At 59.8% G+C, this 14,931-nt stretch carries 15 protein-coding genes; 9 read left to right on the top strand and 6 right to left on the bottom strand.

Annotated features, from left to right (window positions below):
* Positions 1 to 4 precede the first annotated feature (4 nt).
* Genes era through HMPREF1206_RS09585 form a run of 3 tightly spaced genes read left to right on the top strand, consistent with a single transcriptional unit; the run spans position 5 to position 2,451 of the window.
* Positions 5 to 946 carry a GTPase Era gene (gene era, locus HMPREF1206_RS09595; RefSeq protein WP_042389423.1) on the top strand — a complete coding sequence of 314 codons (942 nt, stop codon included), beginning with the start codon at positions 5 to 7 and terminating at the stop codon, positions 944 to 946.
* A gap of 4 nt (positions 947 to 950) precedes the next feature.
* A complete protein-coding gene (gene recO, locus HMPREF1206_RS09590; protein ID WP_016423113.1) occupies positions 951 to 1,700 on the top strand; it encodes a DNA repair protein RecO in 750 nt (249 codons plus the stop codon).
* Positions 1,701 to 1,728: 28 nt separating this feature from the next.
* Positions 1,729 to 2,451, top strand: a complete 723-nt coding sequence (locus tag HMPREF1206_RS09585; RefSeq protein WP_016423112.1) for an isoprenyl transferase — start codon at positions 1,729 to 1,731, stop codon at positions 2,449 to 2,451.
* Between the two features lie 35 nt (positions 2,452 to 2,486).
* Here the strand turns inward: HMPREF1206_RS09585 and HMPREF1206_RS09580 are convergent, their stop codons facing one another.
* On the bottom strand, positions 2,487 to 2,981 hold the full coding sequence (locus HMPREF1206_RS09580; protein ID WP_016423111.1) for a Fur family transcriptional regulator: 495 nt from the start codon (positions 2,979 to 2,981) through the stop codon (positions 2,487 to 2,489).
* 190 nt (positions 2,982 to 3,171) lie between these two features.
* Between HMPREF1206_RS09580 and HMPREF1206_RS09575 the strand changes: the two genes are divergently transcribed.
* Genes HMPREF1206_RS09575 through HMPREF1206_RS09565 form a run of 3 tightly spaced genes read left to right on the top strand, consistent with a single transcriptional unit; the run spans position 3,172 to position 5,530 of the window.
* Positions 3,172 to 4,557 carry a glycine--tRNA ligase gene (locus HMPREF1206_RS09575; RefSeq protein ID WP_016423110.1) on the top strand — a complete coding sequence of 462 codons (1,386 nt, stop codon included), beginning with the start codon at positions 3,172 to 3,174 and terminating at the stop codon, positions 4,555 to 4,557.
* Positions 4,557 to 5,126, top strand: a complete 570-nt coding sequence (locus tag HMPREF1206_RS09570; protein ID WP_016423109.1) for a hypothetical protein — start codon at positions 4,557 to 4,559, stop codon at positions 5,124 to 5,126. Before HMPREF1206_RS09575 ends, HMPREF1206_RS09570 begins: the two co-directional genes overlap by 1 nt.
* Positions 5,114 to 5,530 carry a hypothetical protein gene (locus tag HMPREF1206_RS09565; RefSeq protein WP_016423108.1) on the top strand — a complete coding sequence of 139 codons (417 nt, stop codon included), beginning with the start codon at positions 5,114 to 5,116 and terminating at the stop codon, positions 5,528 to 5,530. Before HMPREF1206_RS09570 ends, HMPREF1206_RS09565 begins: the two co-directional genes overlap by 13 nt.
* Positions 5,531 to 5,538: 8 nt before the next feature.
* Here HMPREF1206_RS09565 and HMPREF1206_RS09560 read toward each other — a convergent pair whose 3' ends face one another.
* On the bottom strand, positions 5,539 to 7,572 hold the full coding sequence (locus HMPREF1206_RS09560; RefSeq protein WP_222865373.1) for a TPM domain-containing protein: 2,034 nt from the start codon (positions 7,570 to 7,572) through the stop codon (positions 5,539 to 5,541).
* A gap of 28 nt (positions 7,573 to 7,600) precedes the next feature.
* On the opposite strand from HMPREF1206_RS09560, the gene HMPREF1206_RS09555 reads away from it, so the two are divergent.
* A complete protein-coding gene (locus HMPREF1206_RS09555; RefSeq protein WP_016423106.1) occupies positions 7,601 to 8,893 on the top strand; it encodes a deoxyguanosinetriphosphate triphosphohydrolase in 1,293 nt (430 codons plus the stop codon).
* A gap of 15 nt (positions 8,894 to 8,908) precedes the next feature.
* On the opposite strand, the gene HMPREF1206_RS09550 is transcribed toward HMPREF1206_RS09555, so the two are convergent.
* Positions 8,909 to 9,484, bottom strand: a complete 576-nt coding sequence (locus HMPREF1206_RS09550) for a TetR/AcrR family transcriptional regulator (RefSeq protein WP_016423105.1) — start codon at positions 9,482 to 9,484, stop codon at positions 8,909 to 8,911.
* 69 nt (positions 9,485 to 9,553) lie between these two features.
* On the opposite strand from HMPREF1206_RS09550, the gene HMPREF1206_RS09545 reads away from it, so the two are divergent.
* Positions 9,554 to 10,264, top strand: a complete 711-nt coding sequence (locus tag HMPREF1206_RS09545; protein ID WP_231367202.1) for a GAP family protein — start codon at positions 9,554 to 9,556, stop codon at positions 10,262 to 10,264.
* A 26-nt stretch (positions 10,265 to 10,290) separates the two neighbouring features.
* Here the strand turns inward: HMPREF1206_RS09545 and HMPREF1206_RS09540 are convergent, their stop codons facing one another.
* Positions 10,291 to 10,794 (bottom strand): ribonuclease domain-containing protein, encoded by a 504-nt coding sequence (locus HMPREF1206_RS09540; RefSeq protein ID WP_016423103.1) that lies wholly within the window; start codon positions 10,792 to 10,794, stop codon positions 10,291 to 10,293.
* Positions 10,795 to 10,914: 120 nt separating this feature from the next.
* Here HMPREF1206_RS09540 and dnaG point away from each other — a divergent pair, with 120 nt between their 5' ends.
* Positions 10,915 to 12,846: a DNA primase gene (dnaG, locus tag HMPREF1206_RS09535; protein ID WP_016423102.1), complete on the top strand. Its 1,932-nt coding sequence runs from the start codon at positions 10,915 to 10,917 to the stop codon at positions 12,844 to 12,846.
* A 49-nt stretch (positions 12,847 to 12,895) separates the two neighbouring features.
* Here dnaG and HMPREF1206_RS09530 read toward each other — a convergent pair whose 3' ends face one another.
* Positions 12,896 to 13,528 (bottom strand): MBL fold metallo-hydrolase, encoded by a 633-nt coding sequence (locus HMPREF1206_RS09530; RefSeq protein WP_016423101.1) that lies wholly within the window; start codon positions 13,526 to 13,528, stop codon positions 12,896 to 12,898.
* Positions 13,525 to 14,682, bottom strand: coding sequence for an S-(hydroxymethyl)mycothiol dehydrogenase (locus HMPREF1206_RS09525; protein ID WP_042388810.1), 1,158 nt, complete (start codon positions 14,680 to 14,682; stop codon positions 13,525 to 13,527). The genes HMPREF1206_RS09530 and HMPREF1206_RS09525 overlap by 4 nt, the downstream gene beginning before the upstream one ends.
* Between the last annotated feature and the right edge of the window lie 249 nt (positions 14,683 to 14,931).

Here is a 14,931-nt window from a genome sequence, read left to right as displayed (position 1 = left end):
TGACATGCTGGCCAATGCTGGACTTGGCGGAGATGCTGATGATTACAGTGCGCCGGAGGGCTTTCGCTCTGGGTTCGTCTCTATCGTGGGGCGTCCGAATACCGGTAAGTCGACGCTGACCAATTCCCTGGTGGGCGAGAAGATCGCTATTACCGCTAACCAGCCGGAAACCACGCGTCATCCAGTCCGAGGTGTAGTCCACCGCGAGAACTGTCAGATTGTTGTCGTGGATACGCCAGGTCTGCACAAGCCACGCACGCTGCTCGGTGAGCGCCTGAATGACATGGTTCAGGAGACCTACTCCGATGTGGACTTGGTCGCGATGGTCGTGCCTGCCGACGAGAAAATTGGCCCCGGTGACCGCTGGATTTACGAGAACGTCTCCAAAGGTTGCAAGAACATCATGGGCATTGTGTCCAAGGTGGATAAGGTCTCGCGCGACACCATTATTGAGCGCCTGATCGAGCTGCAGGAGTTGCTCGGTCCGGATGCCGAGCTGGTGCCACTGTCGTCGAAGTCCGGCGAGAACATCAACACGCTGATTGATGTCATGGCTTCCCAGTTGCCGGAGGGACCGCGCCTGTACCCGAAGGGGCACATCACCGATGAGGATCTGCACACCCGGATGGCAGAGCTCATCCGCGAGGCGGCCCTCGGCGGTCTGCGCGATGAGTTGCCGCATTCCGTGGCAGTCCAGATTGATGAGGTGCTGCCAAACCAGGACCGCGAAGGCGTCCTGGATGTCCACGCCGTTATCTATGTCGAGCGTTCGGGGCAGAAGTCCATCCTCATGGGGCGCGACGGTCGACGCATGGGCACCACCATTCATAAGGCTCGTAAGGAACTCATTGCGCTGCTCGGTCAGAATGTTTACCTTGACCTGCGGGTGAAGGTATTGAAGGACTGGCAGTCGGACCCGAAGCAGCTGGGCAAGTTGGGATTCTAAAAAGTTGGTCGAGCCGTATCGCGACCGTGCGCTGGTCGTACGCCGCTACGACCTTGGCGAAGCCGACCGCATCATCGTCCTTTTCACCCGCGACCACGGCTTAGTCCGCGGTGTCGCCAAAGGCGTGCGGCGCGCGAAGAGCCGCTTCGGCTCGCGCCTCTCACCATTCGTCGACGTGGATGTCAACATCTACCCACGCCGAGGACTGTCCACTATCGCAGGCGCAGATACCGTGCGCACGTGGGCAGCACCGCTTGTCGACGACTATGCGCGCTACACCTGTGCGTGTGCAGTCCTGGACGTCGCCGAACGCATTGTCGGCGAGGAGCAAGTGCCGGCTCCCGAATTGTGGGATCTCACCACTCAATCGCTCGACGACGTTGCGGCCGGTCGCCATCGCCCCGATTTGTTGCTGACCTCCTACATTCTGCGAGCAATGGCGCAGGCCGGTTGGCAGCCAAGCCTCTTTGAATGCGCAGGCTGCGGCAAAGCCGGCCCTCACCACGCGTTTTCTCCCGCACTGGGCGGAGCAGTGTGCACCAACTGCAGGCCACCGGGTGCAGATACTCCGCCGACCGAGGTTCTGCATCTGATGTGGCAGCTTGCTCATGAGCAATGGGCGGGCATCGATACGTCGTCAAGCGAATTCGAGGGGCGGATGGCGACGGCGCGTACCCTAACGGCGAAGTACCTGCAGTACTACCTGGGCCGCCGGGTGCCGGCGCTGGAACATGTGGATGCTTTTTGGCAGTAAGCAGTAGCGGTGGGGCACAATAGGAAGCGTGTTGAATCCTCCTGTACCGCAGCAATTCGTGCCCAATCACATCGCGCTCGTGATGGACGGCAATGGTAGATGGGCCGAACAGCGTGGGCTCAAACGCACCGAGGGGCACAAGCGTGGTGAGGCCGTGCTGATGGAGTGCGTCGATGCTTGTTTGGAGATGGGCGTCAAGCACCTGTCGGCTTACGCATTTTCCACTGAGAATTGGCGCCGTTCGGTCGATGAGGTCCGATTCCTTATGGGCTTTAATCGCGATGTGCTGCGCCGACGTCGTGATGAGTTGGATTCGAAGAACGTTCGCGTGCGTTGGGCAGGGCGTCGCCCGCGACTGTGGCGCTCGGTTATTAAGGAACTTGAGATTGCCGAGGAGCAGACGAAGGACAATGACGCGCTAACTCTGTATATGTGCGTCAACTACGGTGGTCGCGCTGAAATTGTTGATGCTGCTAGAGAGATTGCTCGTCAGGCAGCAGCGGGGGAGCTCAGCGAATATGACTTGACCGAGAAGTCTTTCGCACAGTTCCTGGATGAGCCGACTATGCCGGATGTTGATCTGTTCCTGCGTCCATCGGGCGAGCAGCGCACGTCCAACTTCTTAATCTGGCAGTCCGCCTATGCGGAGATGGTCTATCAGGACAAGCTTTTCCCGGATTTCGGTCGGGATGACATGCGCGCCGCAGTGGTGGAGTACGCCAAGCGCGACCGTAGGTTCGGCAAGGCCTAGAGCCGATATTTTTTAGGGGGGGGAGGGAGCCCGGGCTACTTCTTCTGGCAGTCCCTGCACAGGCCGAAGACCTCAGCAGTGTGCCCGGTCAGATTAAAACCGTGCTCCTCCGCAAGGCTGTGAGCCCACTGCTCGACAGGGCCGCCGGCGACTTCAACGGTGCTGCCGCAATCGGTGCAGACCAGGTGATGATGGTGGTGGTCACCGCACAGCCGGTAGAGAGCCTCTCCGGAGGCATTGTGCAGAACATCGACAATGTCCATTTCTGCAAGGGACTGGAGCGTCCGATAGACCGTCGTCAAGCCGACCTTGTCCCCACGTTCCGTCAGCGACTTATGAATGTCAGCAGCGGAGCGAAAATTAGGGGCCTCACTCATAATCGACACGACGGCGCGGCGTTGGCGAGTACTGCGCTGGCCGATGCGGGTTGCGGCCGGCCGCGCGGAGGCGTGTGCCCCGGTGCTAGCGGGGGAGCCCGTACCACGTGGGTTTTCGCCAGAACTAACTTCGTGCATATCTTCGCCAGCCATGTAACCGACACTACCCGGTATCGGTTGGACAAGATGCGCTAGAGTATAGGGGAACTTTTAACTGGCCTGTTGGGGTCAGTACATTTTGCTTTTCATTATGTCGTTCGCCGCACGGAACGGGCTGAATTGTGTGCCCGGAAAAGGCGTGTGGTGTGCGATGCGAAGCCATTTATAAGGAGTGGTCTAGACCGTGGCACCTAAGTCAGTTGTCGATACCGTCGCCAACCTGTGTAAGCGCAGGGGGTTCGTTTACCCGTGTGGTGAAATTTACGGCGGTACCCGCTCGGCATGGGATTACGGTCCCCTGGGTGTGGAGCTGAAGGAAAACATCAAGCGCCAGTGGTGGAAGACCTTCGTCACCGGCCGTAAGGATGTCGTCGGCCTGGATTCCTCCATTATCCTGCCGCGCCAGGTCTGGGAAGCTTCCGGCCACGTCGCTACCTTCACCGACCCGCTGGTGGAGTCCCTGCACACCCACAAGCGCTACCGCGCTGACCACCTGCTGGAGGCCTACGAGGCCAAGCACGGTCACCCGCCGGCCAATGGTTTGGCAGACGTTCCGGACCCGGAGACCGGTCAGCCGGGCAACTGGACCGAGCCGCAGATGTTCTCCGGTCTGATGAAGACCTTCCTCGGCCCGGTCGACAATGAGCAGGGCCTGCACTACATGCGCCCGGAGACCGCTCAGGGTATCTTCGTCAACTTCAAGAACGTTATGACCACGGCTCGCCTGAAGCCACCGTTCGGTATCGGCCAGACCGGTAAGGCATTCCGCAACGAGATCACCCCGGGTAACTTCATCTTCCGTACCCGCGAGTTCGAACAGATGGAGATCGAGTACTTCGTCGCACCGGACCAGGCGGAAGAGAAGTTCGATGAGTGGGTCGACGCCTGCTGGAACTGGTTCATTGACCTGGGCGTTAACCCGGAGAACATGCGTCAGTTCGACGTTCCGAAGGACGAGCGCGCTCACTACTCTGCACGCACGATTGACTTCGAGTACCGCTTCCACTTCCAGGGCAACGAGTGGGGCGAGCTGATGGGTGTCGCCAACCGTACGGACTACGACCTCGGCTGCCACATCGAGCACTCCAAGGAAGACCTGCGTTACCACGACCAGGTCACCGGCGAAAAGTACGTTCCGTACGTCATTGAGCCGTCCTTCGGTCTGACCCGCGCCTTGATGGCCTTCCTGTGTGATGCCTACACCGAGGAAGAGGTGCCGAACGCAAAGGGCGGCACCGACACCCGTACCGTGCTGAAGCTCGACCCGCGTCTGTCGCCGGTTAAGGTTGCTGTTCTGCCGCTGTCGAAGAAGGACACCCTGACTCCGACCGCTGAGGCTGTCGCGGACAAGCTGCGCCAGTACTGGGCCGTCGATTACGACACCTCCGGTGCTATCGGCCGTCGTTACCGTCGCCAGGATGAGATCGGTACTCCGTTCTGTGTCACCGTTGACTTCGATACTCTCGAGGACAACGCTGTGACCGTCCGTGACCGCGACACCATGGAGCAGGAGCGCGTCAAGATTGACGAGCTGGAAGGCTACCTCGCAGCTCGCATGGTGGGCTGCTAATGGCCGAAGAAGTTTTTTGGGAATCCTATAGTCTCGGCGACGGCTCTCGGGAAAAATCCGAGCAAACCTGGCCGATTCTGAAGGAAAGCACCGAAGTCGGCACGTACATCCGTGATGAGCAGGGCGATCGCCTCAACACCCCGGAAGGGGAGTGGGTCATTGATGCCTCTGCTAATCACCGTGTTTCCGCCACGCTTCCCAACGGCCGCGTGTTCTCGACCGTTGCTGCTGACCGTGACAAGATTTCGCGAGCCAAGCAGCTTTCAGTGACCTTTGGGCCGGATCGTCCTGAAGGCAAGCTGGTGTGCGAGGGATCGACGAACTACGTCATCGAGAATGCGAAGACCGGCGAGAAGTGGGGTCAGTTTACCGGTGCGTCCCGTGGCGTGCGCCACGCAGAGGTGCAGTTCGACACCGATGAGGGCCGTGCGCTGCCGGAAGAGGAGAAGATCTTCCTGGTCTACAGTGCTCGTCGAGTGCTGGAGTCCCGCATGGTTTCCTCTACCTGGATTCTCACTGTCTGCTTGCTCTTGCTGATTGCCTATATGATTTGGGTGTGGATCGTGTAGCAACTATTGCAGACGGCGTCGTTTACGACGAGAACCAAAAGGCCCTGTCCGACGGCTGGAGCTGTCAGGACGGGGTCTTTAGTGCTTTCTGGATCACCTCGTCACAAGGGCGTGGCTGGCAGGTGAAAGCCCGCTTTTTTAGCACGAACGCGCTAGTGATGACGAATCCGGATGAGGGGGATTCTTTCGTCCTAAACAGAGAAGGACGGGGAATTCGCACGGTCTTCGACATCGAGCGGCCAGGCTATGAGCTCGCCCGAATCGTCAGAGAGGACAGTCTAGGCCGAGGGGTATTTGGTGTCTATGCCCAGAAAGGAGACTTCCGGGGGAGTTTCGAAGACTGGCTGATTGCCGCCGCTCTGGCGACGTGGTCTGTGGATGGACCACGCCAGATGCGAATTTAGGCGGGAATCTAGAAGCCCATTGTGCTGCCGGAGCCGCCTGGTCGGCTCGAACCTCCGCCGAAACCGCCGAAGCCACCGATGCTGCCACCAAAGCCGCTGTTGTTGCTGAGCATGCTTCCCAGCACCATGCCGGCGACCATCGATCCGTTGCTGCCGCCACCGCGGCGCTGATCCTGGTAGCGGCGGATGTCACGGCGGGCCAAGTCAGCGGCCTCAGCCGCGAGCTTGCGCGCACGACGTGCGTAGGCCAACGCCTTTCGCGGATCGTCGTTGGCCAAGCCCTGAGCAGAGCCGTAAGCACGCTGCGCCTCCGCGAGGCGAGTGCGAGCCTCAGCGCCAACCACACGGCGGCGGGTAGCAATTAAGTCAGCCGCGGCGCGAATGTGATTGTCGGCATCCTGCATGCTGTGCTGCAAAGTAGCGGTAGCGCGGGCGAACGACGCGGCCTTGTCTCGAGCGGAGTCGAGGGCTTCGTCGAGTAGCTCATCGGCATCGGTCAGTGCGGTCCAGGAACTCAGTGGATCCACTTCGGACTTATTGGCTGCCACACCGAGTGCTTCACGGCCTGCTTCGATGGCCGCATTGAGACGCTCGCGGTTGATGTTGGCGCCTTGCGGTGCCGACATCAGGTGCGAGGCCTCATCGATTTCACCGCGGACCTCGGCGATAAGGGAAGCCAGTCCAGCGACTGCAGCGTGAATATCGCTATCGGCGTGTTCAATGGCCTCCAGAAGACTCTCTGCCTGTGTGAGCGCAAAGTCGGTGGCCGACAGCGCATCAATCAGACCACCTTGCTCACCGGCAGGTAGGTCCGCGATGCGGCGGGCCTCAGACATTGACTGGTCAGCCTGATTCAGGTGCTCCGTGGCCATGTCGATATTGTCGGTCACAGAGCTGAGCATCTGCTCTTCGTAACGTGCGCGCAGACCATCGAGAATTTCGCCGGCACGCGGCATACGTGAACGCAGCTCGACACTTCGCTGAGTGAGCTTCGAAATCGTCGCTTCAGCATTCATCAACTCCTGGCGGAGTTTCTGGAAGTTTGCGGCCTCGCCGTCGAGCTGGTCATCCGCAACACCACAGGTGGAGATAATCTCCAGCAGGACACTGCGGCGCTCGATTTCGTCGGACACGGAGCCGTCGTCAAGCTGTTGGCGAAGTGCAAACGCACGCTCGAGCGTGGACTGAGAGTGCTTCAGTGCGTTGTCGAAGCTGCGGATGCGTTCGGTGCCGAACTCAGCGCGGGCGAGGTCGAGCTCGGTGCGGGCTTTGCGAATGGACTCATCGGTACTGACAATCTCATCGTGCGCAAGAACATCGAGCGAGCTGGTGCTCAGCGAGTCCAGCGAAGAGACATCCTTGGGGTCGATGTTGCGGCCACGAGCGATCTCCTCCTCATCGCGCTTCTTCTTATTGCGGCGGCCCACGGCCCAGGTGGCGCCACCGACAACGGCGGCACCACCGAGGCCGGCGCCGAGTGCCCACCCACCGGCGGAGCCGCTGCCACCGCCTGCCTCGGCGATGGCAGCTTCACCCGCAGCTGCCCAGTTGTCATCCTCTAACAACTGCCCTTGAGCTGCTCTGTTGATGGCCTCCGCGTTGCGGGGGAAGGAGTCTCCGACGAAAGCGCCGAGGTTTCGGTCTTCCACGGCGACGACCAGGACACCGCGGTTGTCGGCAGCTCCGAGGTGCTCCCAGGCCTGCTGCGCCCACTGTTCGCCCTGAATGCCGTCGAAGCTCTTGATGTAAAACACCGAGAACAGGAGTCGCTTCTCTGTCTTGAGCTGCTGAATCTGCTCCTTCAGACGAGCTTCATCGCCGCCGCTCAGCACACCTGCGAGATCAGCCACCTCGCCCGACACATCCGCCGGTGCCTCGGCGTGCGCCAGGGATGCTGACGGTGCGAGTGCCAGCAGCGAAGCAGGTGCGTGAACCGGTGGCTGTGCCGGTAGTGCGGCAGTAATTAGCGGCATGCTCAGGCCGAGAAAAGCACCCGATGCGGCAAGGTAAAGGGGGCGAAACACGCGATTCCTGTCAGACATATCTACAAGGATACGTAACAATAATTACGTGGCCGGTAAATTTTCGTATTCATCTTTTGAACTCGCTCGTATTGTCGAGGAGTCTCCGAAGCAGTCATTGCTGCCCGGGGTGCAGTCCTTGGAATCTCACCGGGCGGCGTTTGCGCGAGATCGCGCCCGCGTTTTGCACTCCGCAGCGCTGCGCAGACTGGCTGACAAAACCCAGGTCGTGGGGCCAGGAGAGGGTGATACTCCGCGCACGCGCCTGACTCACTCGCTGGAGGTCGCGCAGATTTCCCGTGGAATCGCCAGCGAGTTGGGTGCAGATGAGGATCTCGCAGAGCTGGCCGGCCTGACCCATGACATCGGGCATCCGCCGTATGGCCACAACGGCGAGCGCGCCCTCAACGAGATTGCCGCTGGTTGCGGCGGGTTCGAGGGCAACGCGCAGACGCTGCGTATTCTCACTCGCCTCGAGCCGAAGGTGCTCGATGGTACAGGTGAGCCCTGTGGACTCAATCTCACTCGGGCGGCGCTCGATGCGGCTTGTAAGTACCCGTGGACACCGATCGGTCCCGATGGTCAGCTCCGCCACAAGTACGGCGCCTACCAGGAAGATGCTGCGATCCTGCAGTGGATTCGCCAGGGCGTTCCGCACGGCAAGCAGTGTCTTGAGGCGCAGATCATGGACTGGTCTGACGATGTCGCCTATTCCGTCCACGATGTCGAGGATGGCATCGTCTCTGGCCGCGTTGACCTGGGTGTTCTGTGGGACACGGTGGAACTGGCCGCGCTCGCTGACAAGGGTGCTGCCGCATTTGGTGGCGATCCAGCGGAGCTCGTCGAGGCTGCCGGGCGTCTTGCCAGCTTGCCGGTGGTATCAGCTGCGGCGTCCTATGATGGTTCGCTGCGCTCGTTGGTAGCGCTGAAACGTATGACTTCGGAGCTGGTCGGCCGTTTCGTCACGGCTTCCGTCGCGGGTACGCGTGCTGCCTCCGGGTCGACGCTTCCGCTCGGGCGTTACGACGCGGACCTCGCGGTGCCCAGCTCGATTCTGGCGGAGGTCACCATGCTGAAGACCATCGCCGTGCTGTATGTGATGGATCTTCCGCGTCATATTCGCCGTCAGGAGCGTGAACGCGATCGTCTTTTCCGGGTGGCCGAGTATCTGCAGGAAGGTGCTCCAGGGACGCTTGATCCGATGTTCCAGTGGCTCTATTCCCGGGCGGAGAGTGACCAAGCGCGGCTGCGGGTTATCGTTGATCAGCTAGCGTCGATGACGGAATCGCGTGTAGAGCGGCTTGATCGCCAGATTGCTGGTGTGGCTGCGGCGTGGGGGTAGTGCTGTCAGCGATTACTATTTTTGAAGTATCCGCTGAAGGCTACTACTGAGGTCATCGGAAAGCGCCTTCGTAGTCTCTGCGTCGGGCTTCGCATGCATGTAATCGAGGGCTAGTCCATTTACGATAGCTGTGATGAGCCGGGCCGTCTGAGCTATATCTCCAGGGACGTCTGCGGCGGACAGTGCTGAAATGAGATGGTCCTGGAATCTACTGAGTTCGTTCTGGTGCTCCTGGGCCAGGACTTTGCGTGTTGATGCAGCGGCACCGAGGATAACCCACAGTGCTGCGTCTTCGCGCTGTATTGGGCCGATGGGGAGTAGTTCGAGCAGGGAGCGGTGGAGCCGTTCTAGCGGCGAGGTATTCGATTGAAAGCGTAGCGACGAGACTCTTTCATGCTGTCGTGCTGCCGAGCGCAGAAGTGCCCTGCTGAGTAGTTCGTCTTTCGTGCCCATAAAATACTGCACTGTTCCAGGGGCTACGCCCGCCTGTTGAGCCACTTTTCGAACGCTGACAACGTCGAACCCCTGGTTAACAATTACTTTGATTGCTGCATCGGAAATGGCTTTTTCTTGAGGTGACATCATGCTCATATCCTAAAACTCCTTTGGGGTTTCATTCGCGCCACTTCCCGTACGACTGTATGATAGTTTACTATACGAATGTACGAGGGAGTGATGGAGATGGACTATCTTGTTCTTGTGGGGCTTGCGCTTCTTGACAGTCTCAGTGCTGGAACCCTGCTGATTCCAGTAGTGCTGCTCATCGTCTGGCGGAGGATGAGGGGTGCCGAATACGTTACTTATTTAGGGACAATTGTCTTGTCCTACTTTGCGGTTGGCATCGCGCTCTTTTTCGGCCTGCGTCAGGCTTTAGACGCAGTCTCGGGCATTGCATCCAACACTTGGTTCAGTTGGGTGATGATGGTCTTGGGTATTCTGTTAGCTGCTTACGGAATCCTGGCACCGAATCCCAAGAAACGGACTGTCGAAGAGATACTTGAATCTCGGTCGGAGGACACTAAAAAAGGTTCTGCCGGTCTCCCAGCGATGGTGGGGTTGGCCTTAGCGGCAGCAGTTGTCGAGGTCGGTACGATGTTGCCGTACTTGGCGGCAATCGGAATTATTGAATCGATGGCAGTGCCTTTCGCAGTGCAACTGCTTATCCTTGCGCTCTACTGTGTAGTGATGATTTCGCCCGCAGTCATTGTTGGAGTGCTCTTCGCGGCCTTCGGAGACAAGGTCTATAACCGGGTAGTGAGTGTTATCCCCCGGTTGGAATATGAAACAAAGGTCACTGTTTTGTGGGTGGCAGCAATAATTGGCATCGTTCTTGTTGCCCGAAGCGCAAATCAACTCGGTTTTATCGGGTAGCGCTGATTCCGCAGTAATACTTTGGCTCAGTCCTCCGCGTCAGGAATTTCGCAGAAGCTCTCATAGTGGTCATCGGTGTAGTACCAGACATCCGGATCGTTTTCGGAACCGCCGCCGACAACGATGCGGCGTGCACCGCGGCTGGAATTGCCCGGGGTGGTCACGGTGTATTCGCGGTAGTAGTCACCGCGCTCCTTCGGCAGGCGTCCCTCGTAGTTGCCGAAGTGCTTGCCGTCGTGCCGCGAATAGATGTGGTCCTGGTCGGTCAGGATGCGGTCGATAACATCGTCGGCCTCCTGCGGCAGGGTATCTACTGCGCAGGTAGCACCCTTGGTGCCAGCCTTATTGCTGCCCGAGTTGGGGCCAGGTTTAGGGCCTGGTTTCGCGCTGGAGGCAGTGGAATCCTGCGACCCCTGTGAGTTCTCGGATGCCGTAGAGTTCTGATCTCCGCCATCGAGCCCGAAATAACTACCAGCCAGCACCAGGGCGGCAGCGCCTACGCCGCTCGCAATCTTCTTCCACTCAGCCATGGCTAGTATCTTTCCATATCTGTCGCCGCCGGCACGTTTGTGGGTTGGGCGCGGGAGGCTCGTCGGCAAGCGAAACCTCTACGGCGGAGTCGATTGGACGGGTTGGGTAAGGTTATTTTCATGGCTAGGGGAAGAATTCCGGACTCCGATATCGCGGCAATCCGCGAGCGGACTCCGATTGAGGAGATCGTTGCAGAATACGTGAACCTCAAACCGGCTGGCGCGGATTCTCTGAAAGGGCTTTCGCCTTTTAAAGACGAGCGCACGCCGTCGTTCCACGTACGCCCCAATCATGGCTACTACCACTGCTTTTCCACCGGCAAGGGCGGTGATGTATTCAGCTTCCTCATGGAGATGGAACACCTGTCTTTCCCGGAGGCTGTCGAAGCCTGTGCGGAGAAAATTGGCTTCCACATTAACTATGAGGGCGGCGGCACGGGCCGTCGCGAGGAACCGGGAACTCGCCAGCGTCTCATCGCCGCAAACCGCGAGGCACAGAAGTTCTACCGCGAACAGTTCTCCACTCCAGCGGCAGCGCCCGCGCGCGAGTTTCTGGAAAACCGCGGCTTCACCGCCGAGCACGCGGCCCAGTTCGGCTGTGGCTACTCGCCGGCCGGCTGGGACACTCTAACCAAGCACCTGCAGCGCCTGGGCTTTAGCTTCGAGGAGCTCGACAAGGCGGGTCTTTCCAAGATGGGTCGCATGGGGCCGATCGATCGTTTCCACCGTCGTCTCATGTGGCCGATTCGCAATATGTCCGGCGATGTCATCGGCTTTGGTGCCCGCAAGCTTTTTGACGATGACAATCTGGGCAAGTACATGAACACGCCCGAGACCATGCTGTACAAGAAGTCCAAGGTGCTCTTCGGCTTGGATCTGGCAAAGAAGGACATTGCCGCTGGTCATCAGGCTGTAATCGTGGAGGGCTACACTGATGTCATGGCTATGCACGCCTCAGGCGTGACCACGGCCGTCGCGTCCTGTGGTACCGCTTTCGGCGAGGAACACCTCCAGCTGCTGCGCCGTCTCATGCTCGACGACAACTTCTTCCGCGGCGAACTCATCTACACCTTCGACGGCGACGAGGCGGGGCAAAAGGCCGCCATGCGCGCCTTCGAGGGGGAGCAGAACTTCACCGGCCAGTCCTACGTCGCGGTCGCGCCGGACGGCATGGATCCGTGTGATTTGCGCCAGAAGAAGGGGGAGGCCGCAGTCCGCGATCTCGTTGCTTCACGACGGCCATTGATCGAATTTGTCCTCCGCACGCTTCTGGCCGACTATGACCTGACCACCGCTAATGGCAGGGTCTCCGGGTTGCGCCGCGTGGTGCCTGTCCTGGCCCAGATCAAGGACGCGGCGCTGCGCGATGAGTATGCCCGCGAAGTTGCCGGCTGGATCGGCTGGAATGATGAGGCCGAGCTGGTGCAGCGCGTCCGCGAGGAGGCCAGTCGGCCACAGAATGAAAAGCGCACCCCCTACCAGCGTCGCCAAGAAGAGGCCCGTGCCCGTGAAGAGGCGGAGGAAGCGCGGCGCCGGCGCAACCCGGCACTGCCGTATCCAAATCCGCGGGACCCTGTGCTCTATGCGCAGCGTGAGGCCCTCAAGCTGGCAATTCAGGAGCCCGCCACCACCGGTCCGGTATTCGATGCGCTCGCACCCGAGACCTTTGGGCATCCGACCTACCGAGCGGTATTCGACGCCATCATGGCTGCAGGTGGTGCCTGTGGGGAAGCGGCCACGCAGCCACATAGTTGGGCGACCGCAATTATGGATCAGGCGCGGGAGGACGTCGTCAAGCATCTCGTGACTGAGCTGGGCGTGGAGCAAATCGCCGTCGATGCGGAGACGCTGCGCCCGTATGCGCAGGCGATTCTGGCGCGACTGCAGGAAGTGTGGGTCGGTGACCAGATTGCACAGCTGAAAGCGATGCTCTCGCGAATGCGCCCCTCAGACGACGAAACCGCCTACAACTCGCTGTTCGCGGACCTGCTCGCGATGGAACAGTACCGCCGCGAACTGCAAGCAGAGGCGGTCAAGGTTGTATTTGAGTAGCTAGTGGTTAGCAGTCTCTAGGCGCCAGCTACCCGTCAGCAGCTAGCGACTAGTAGCCGCGGCGAATCCACTCTTCCAAGTGCGGAGCCTCGCGACCAATCGTCGTGTGATCGCCATGACCCGTGCGGACAGTCGTTTCCGCAGGCAGAGTCAGCAGGTTGTCGCGGATGGAGTTAATAATCGTGTCGAAATCCGAGTAGGATCGACCGGTCGCTCCAGGACCGCCGGAAAACAGCGTGTCACCCGAGAACAGCTCCGCGGCCTCCGGCACGTACAGACAGCACGAGCCAGGGGAGTGGCCCGGAGTGTTAATAATGACAACCTCCGTGCCCGCAATCTCCAGGCGCTGACCGTGTGCGAGGTCCTCGTGCGCCAGGTTCGGCCAGGACTGCTCCCACAGCATCTGGTCGCCCGGGTGGACCAGCAGGGGAGCGTCGAGCTTTTCCTGCAGCTCAGGGGCCACAGTGATGTGGTCGTTGTGTGCGTGGGTGCATACGATGGCCTTTACCTTGCGGCCATCCACCGCATCAATAATCGGCTGCGCCTCATGCGCCGCATCGATGACAATGACCTCACGGTCATCGCCGAGCACCCATACGTTGTTGTCTACGTCCCACGTGCCACCATCGAGCGAGAACGTGCCCGACGTGAGAACGTGGTCGACCCTCAAATCCTTGTTCACAGCGTCACCACCGATCGCAGTACCTTACCGGCCTTCATAGTTTCGAAGGCCTCATCGACATCCTCAATGCCAATGCGTTCCGTCACAAAGCCCTCCAGTGGCAGGCGGTTCTGCAACGACAGATCCACCAGCATCGGGAAGTCGCGCTCTGGTAGGCAGTCGCCGTACCAGGACGACTTCAACGCACCACCGCGGCTAAACACATCCGCCAGCGGGATGTCCAGCTCCATTGTCGGCGCCGGAACGCCGACCAGCACAACGCGTCCAGCCAGGTCACGGGCGTAGAACGCCTGTTTGTAGGTTTCCGGACGGCCGACCGCATCAATCACGACGTCAGCACCGAAACCGTCGGTCAGCTCACGCACTCGCTTAACGACGGGATCCTCTTCCCCGGTGCCCTTATCGCTCTTAGCCAGCTCCGCAGAGTTAATGGTCTCGGTCGCGCCGAATTCGCGGGCGGTATCCAGCTTCTCGTCCGAGATGTCGATGGCAATAATCTTGCTAGCGCCGGCCAGCTTGGCACCGGCGATAGCGGCCGTACCAACGCCACCGCAGCCGATGACGGCTACCGATTCACCGCGCTTAACCTCGCCGGTGTTAATAGCCGCACCGATGCCGGCCATGACACCGCAGCCAAGCAAGCCCGCAACGGCCGGATCGGCTGCCGAATCGACCTTGGTGCACTGGCCCTCGTGGACGAGGGTGGCATCCGCAAAAGCGCCGATTCCAAGTGCTGGGGTGAGGACGGTGCCGTCGGCAAGCGTCATGGGCTTGGAGGCGTTGAAAGTGCTAAAGCAGTACTGTGGCTCACCGCGCTTGCAGGCGCGGCACTCGCCACAGACGGCGCGCCAGTTGAGGACGACGAAATCGCCGACGGCAACATGCGTGACCTCTTCGCCAATCTCGGAGACCACGCCTGCGGCCTCGTGGCCGAGGAAGAACGGGTACTCGTCGGTAATATCGCCGTCGCGGTAAGCCAGGTCCGTATGGCAGACGCCGCAGGCCTGGATGTCAACAATGACATCGTTCGGGCCCGGGGACGGGATGTGGATATCAGTAAGTTCTACAGGTGCGCCTTTTTCGTGTGCGATAACGCCGCGAACAACGCGTGCGGTTTGCTCGGTGTTTTCGGTTCCGTTGGTTTGTTCAGACATAAGCCCCATCGTATGAACGCGCTATGAAAAGTGCATGATGGAAAGCGTTTTCAGTACTGCTGGGGGCTTCGTTGGGCTGTGTGAGATTGCGTGGATTGTGTGGATTGCGTGGCTCTGAGAACTCACAACGGTGTCATGACGTGTGGGAAAAACGTCTAAATTGACCCTTGACCTGGCGATTTGTGAGTTTCAAGGGGGCTGGGTAAAGTATCTATCCGTCGCAAGGAACGGCATGGCCGAAGTTCGGTT

This window comes from Corynebacterium sp. HFH0082 (assembly GCF_000411235.1).
Lineage (GTDB): Bacteria > Actinomycetota > Actinomycetes > Mycobacteriales > Mycobacteriaceae > Corynebacterium > Corynebacterium jeikeium_D.
The sequence above is the reverse complement of the archived record's forward strand: the minus strand, read 5'-3'. Positions and strand labels throughout refer to the sequence as shown.

What these genes read in the sequence shown, in the direction of transcription:
- era (WP_042389423.1), top strand. Translation starts at nt 5, where the DNA reads ATGCTGGCCAATGCTGGACTTGGCGGAGATGCTGATGATTACAGTGCG.
- HMPREF1206_RS09580 (WP_016423111.1), bottom strand. Translation starts at nt 2,981, where the DNA reads ATGGCTGGCGAAGATATGCACGAAGTTAGTTCTGGCGAAAACCCACGT.
- HMPREF1206_RS09570 (WP_016423109.1), top strand. Translation starts at nt 4,557, where the DNA reads ATGGCCGAAGAAGTTTTTTGGGAATCCTATAGTCTCGGCGACGGCTCT.
- HMPREF1206_RS09560 (WP_222865373.1), bottom strand. Translation starts at nt 7,572, where the DNA reads ATGTCTGACAGGAATCGCGTGTTTCGCCCCCTTTACCTTGCCGCATCG.
- HMPREF1206_RS09550 (WP_016423105.1), bottom strand. Translation starts at nt 9,484, where the DNA reads ATGAGCATGATGTCACCTCAAGAAAAAGCCATTTCCGATGCAGCAATC.
- HMPREF1206_RS09545 (WP_231367202.1), top strand. Translation starts at nt 9,554, where the DNA reads ATGTACGAGGGAGTGATGGAGATGGACTATCTTGTTCTTGTGGGGCTT.
- HMPREF1206_RS09540 (WP_016423103.1), bottom strand. Translation starts at nt 10,794, where the DNA reads ATGGCTGAGTGGAAGAAGATTGCGAGCGGCGTAGGCGCTGCCGCCCTG.
- dnaG (WP_016423102.1), top strand. Translation starts at nt 10,915, where the DNA reads ATGGCTAGGGGAAGAATTCCGGACTCCGATATCGCGGCAATCCGCGAG.
- HMPREF1206_RS09525 (WP_042388810.1), bottom strand. Translation starts at nt 14,682, where the DNA reads ATGTCTGAACAAACCAACGGAACCGAAAACACCGAGCAAACCGCACGC.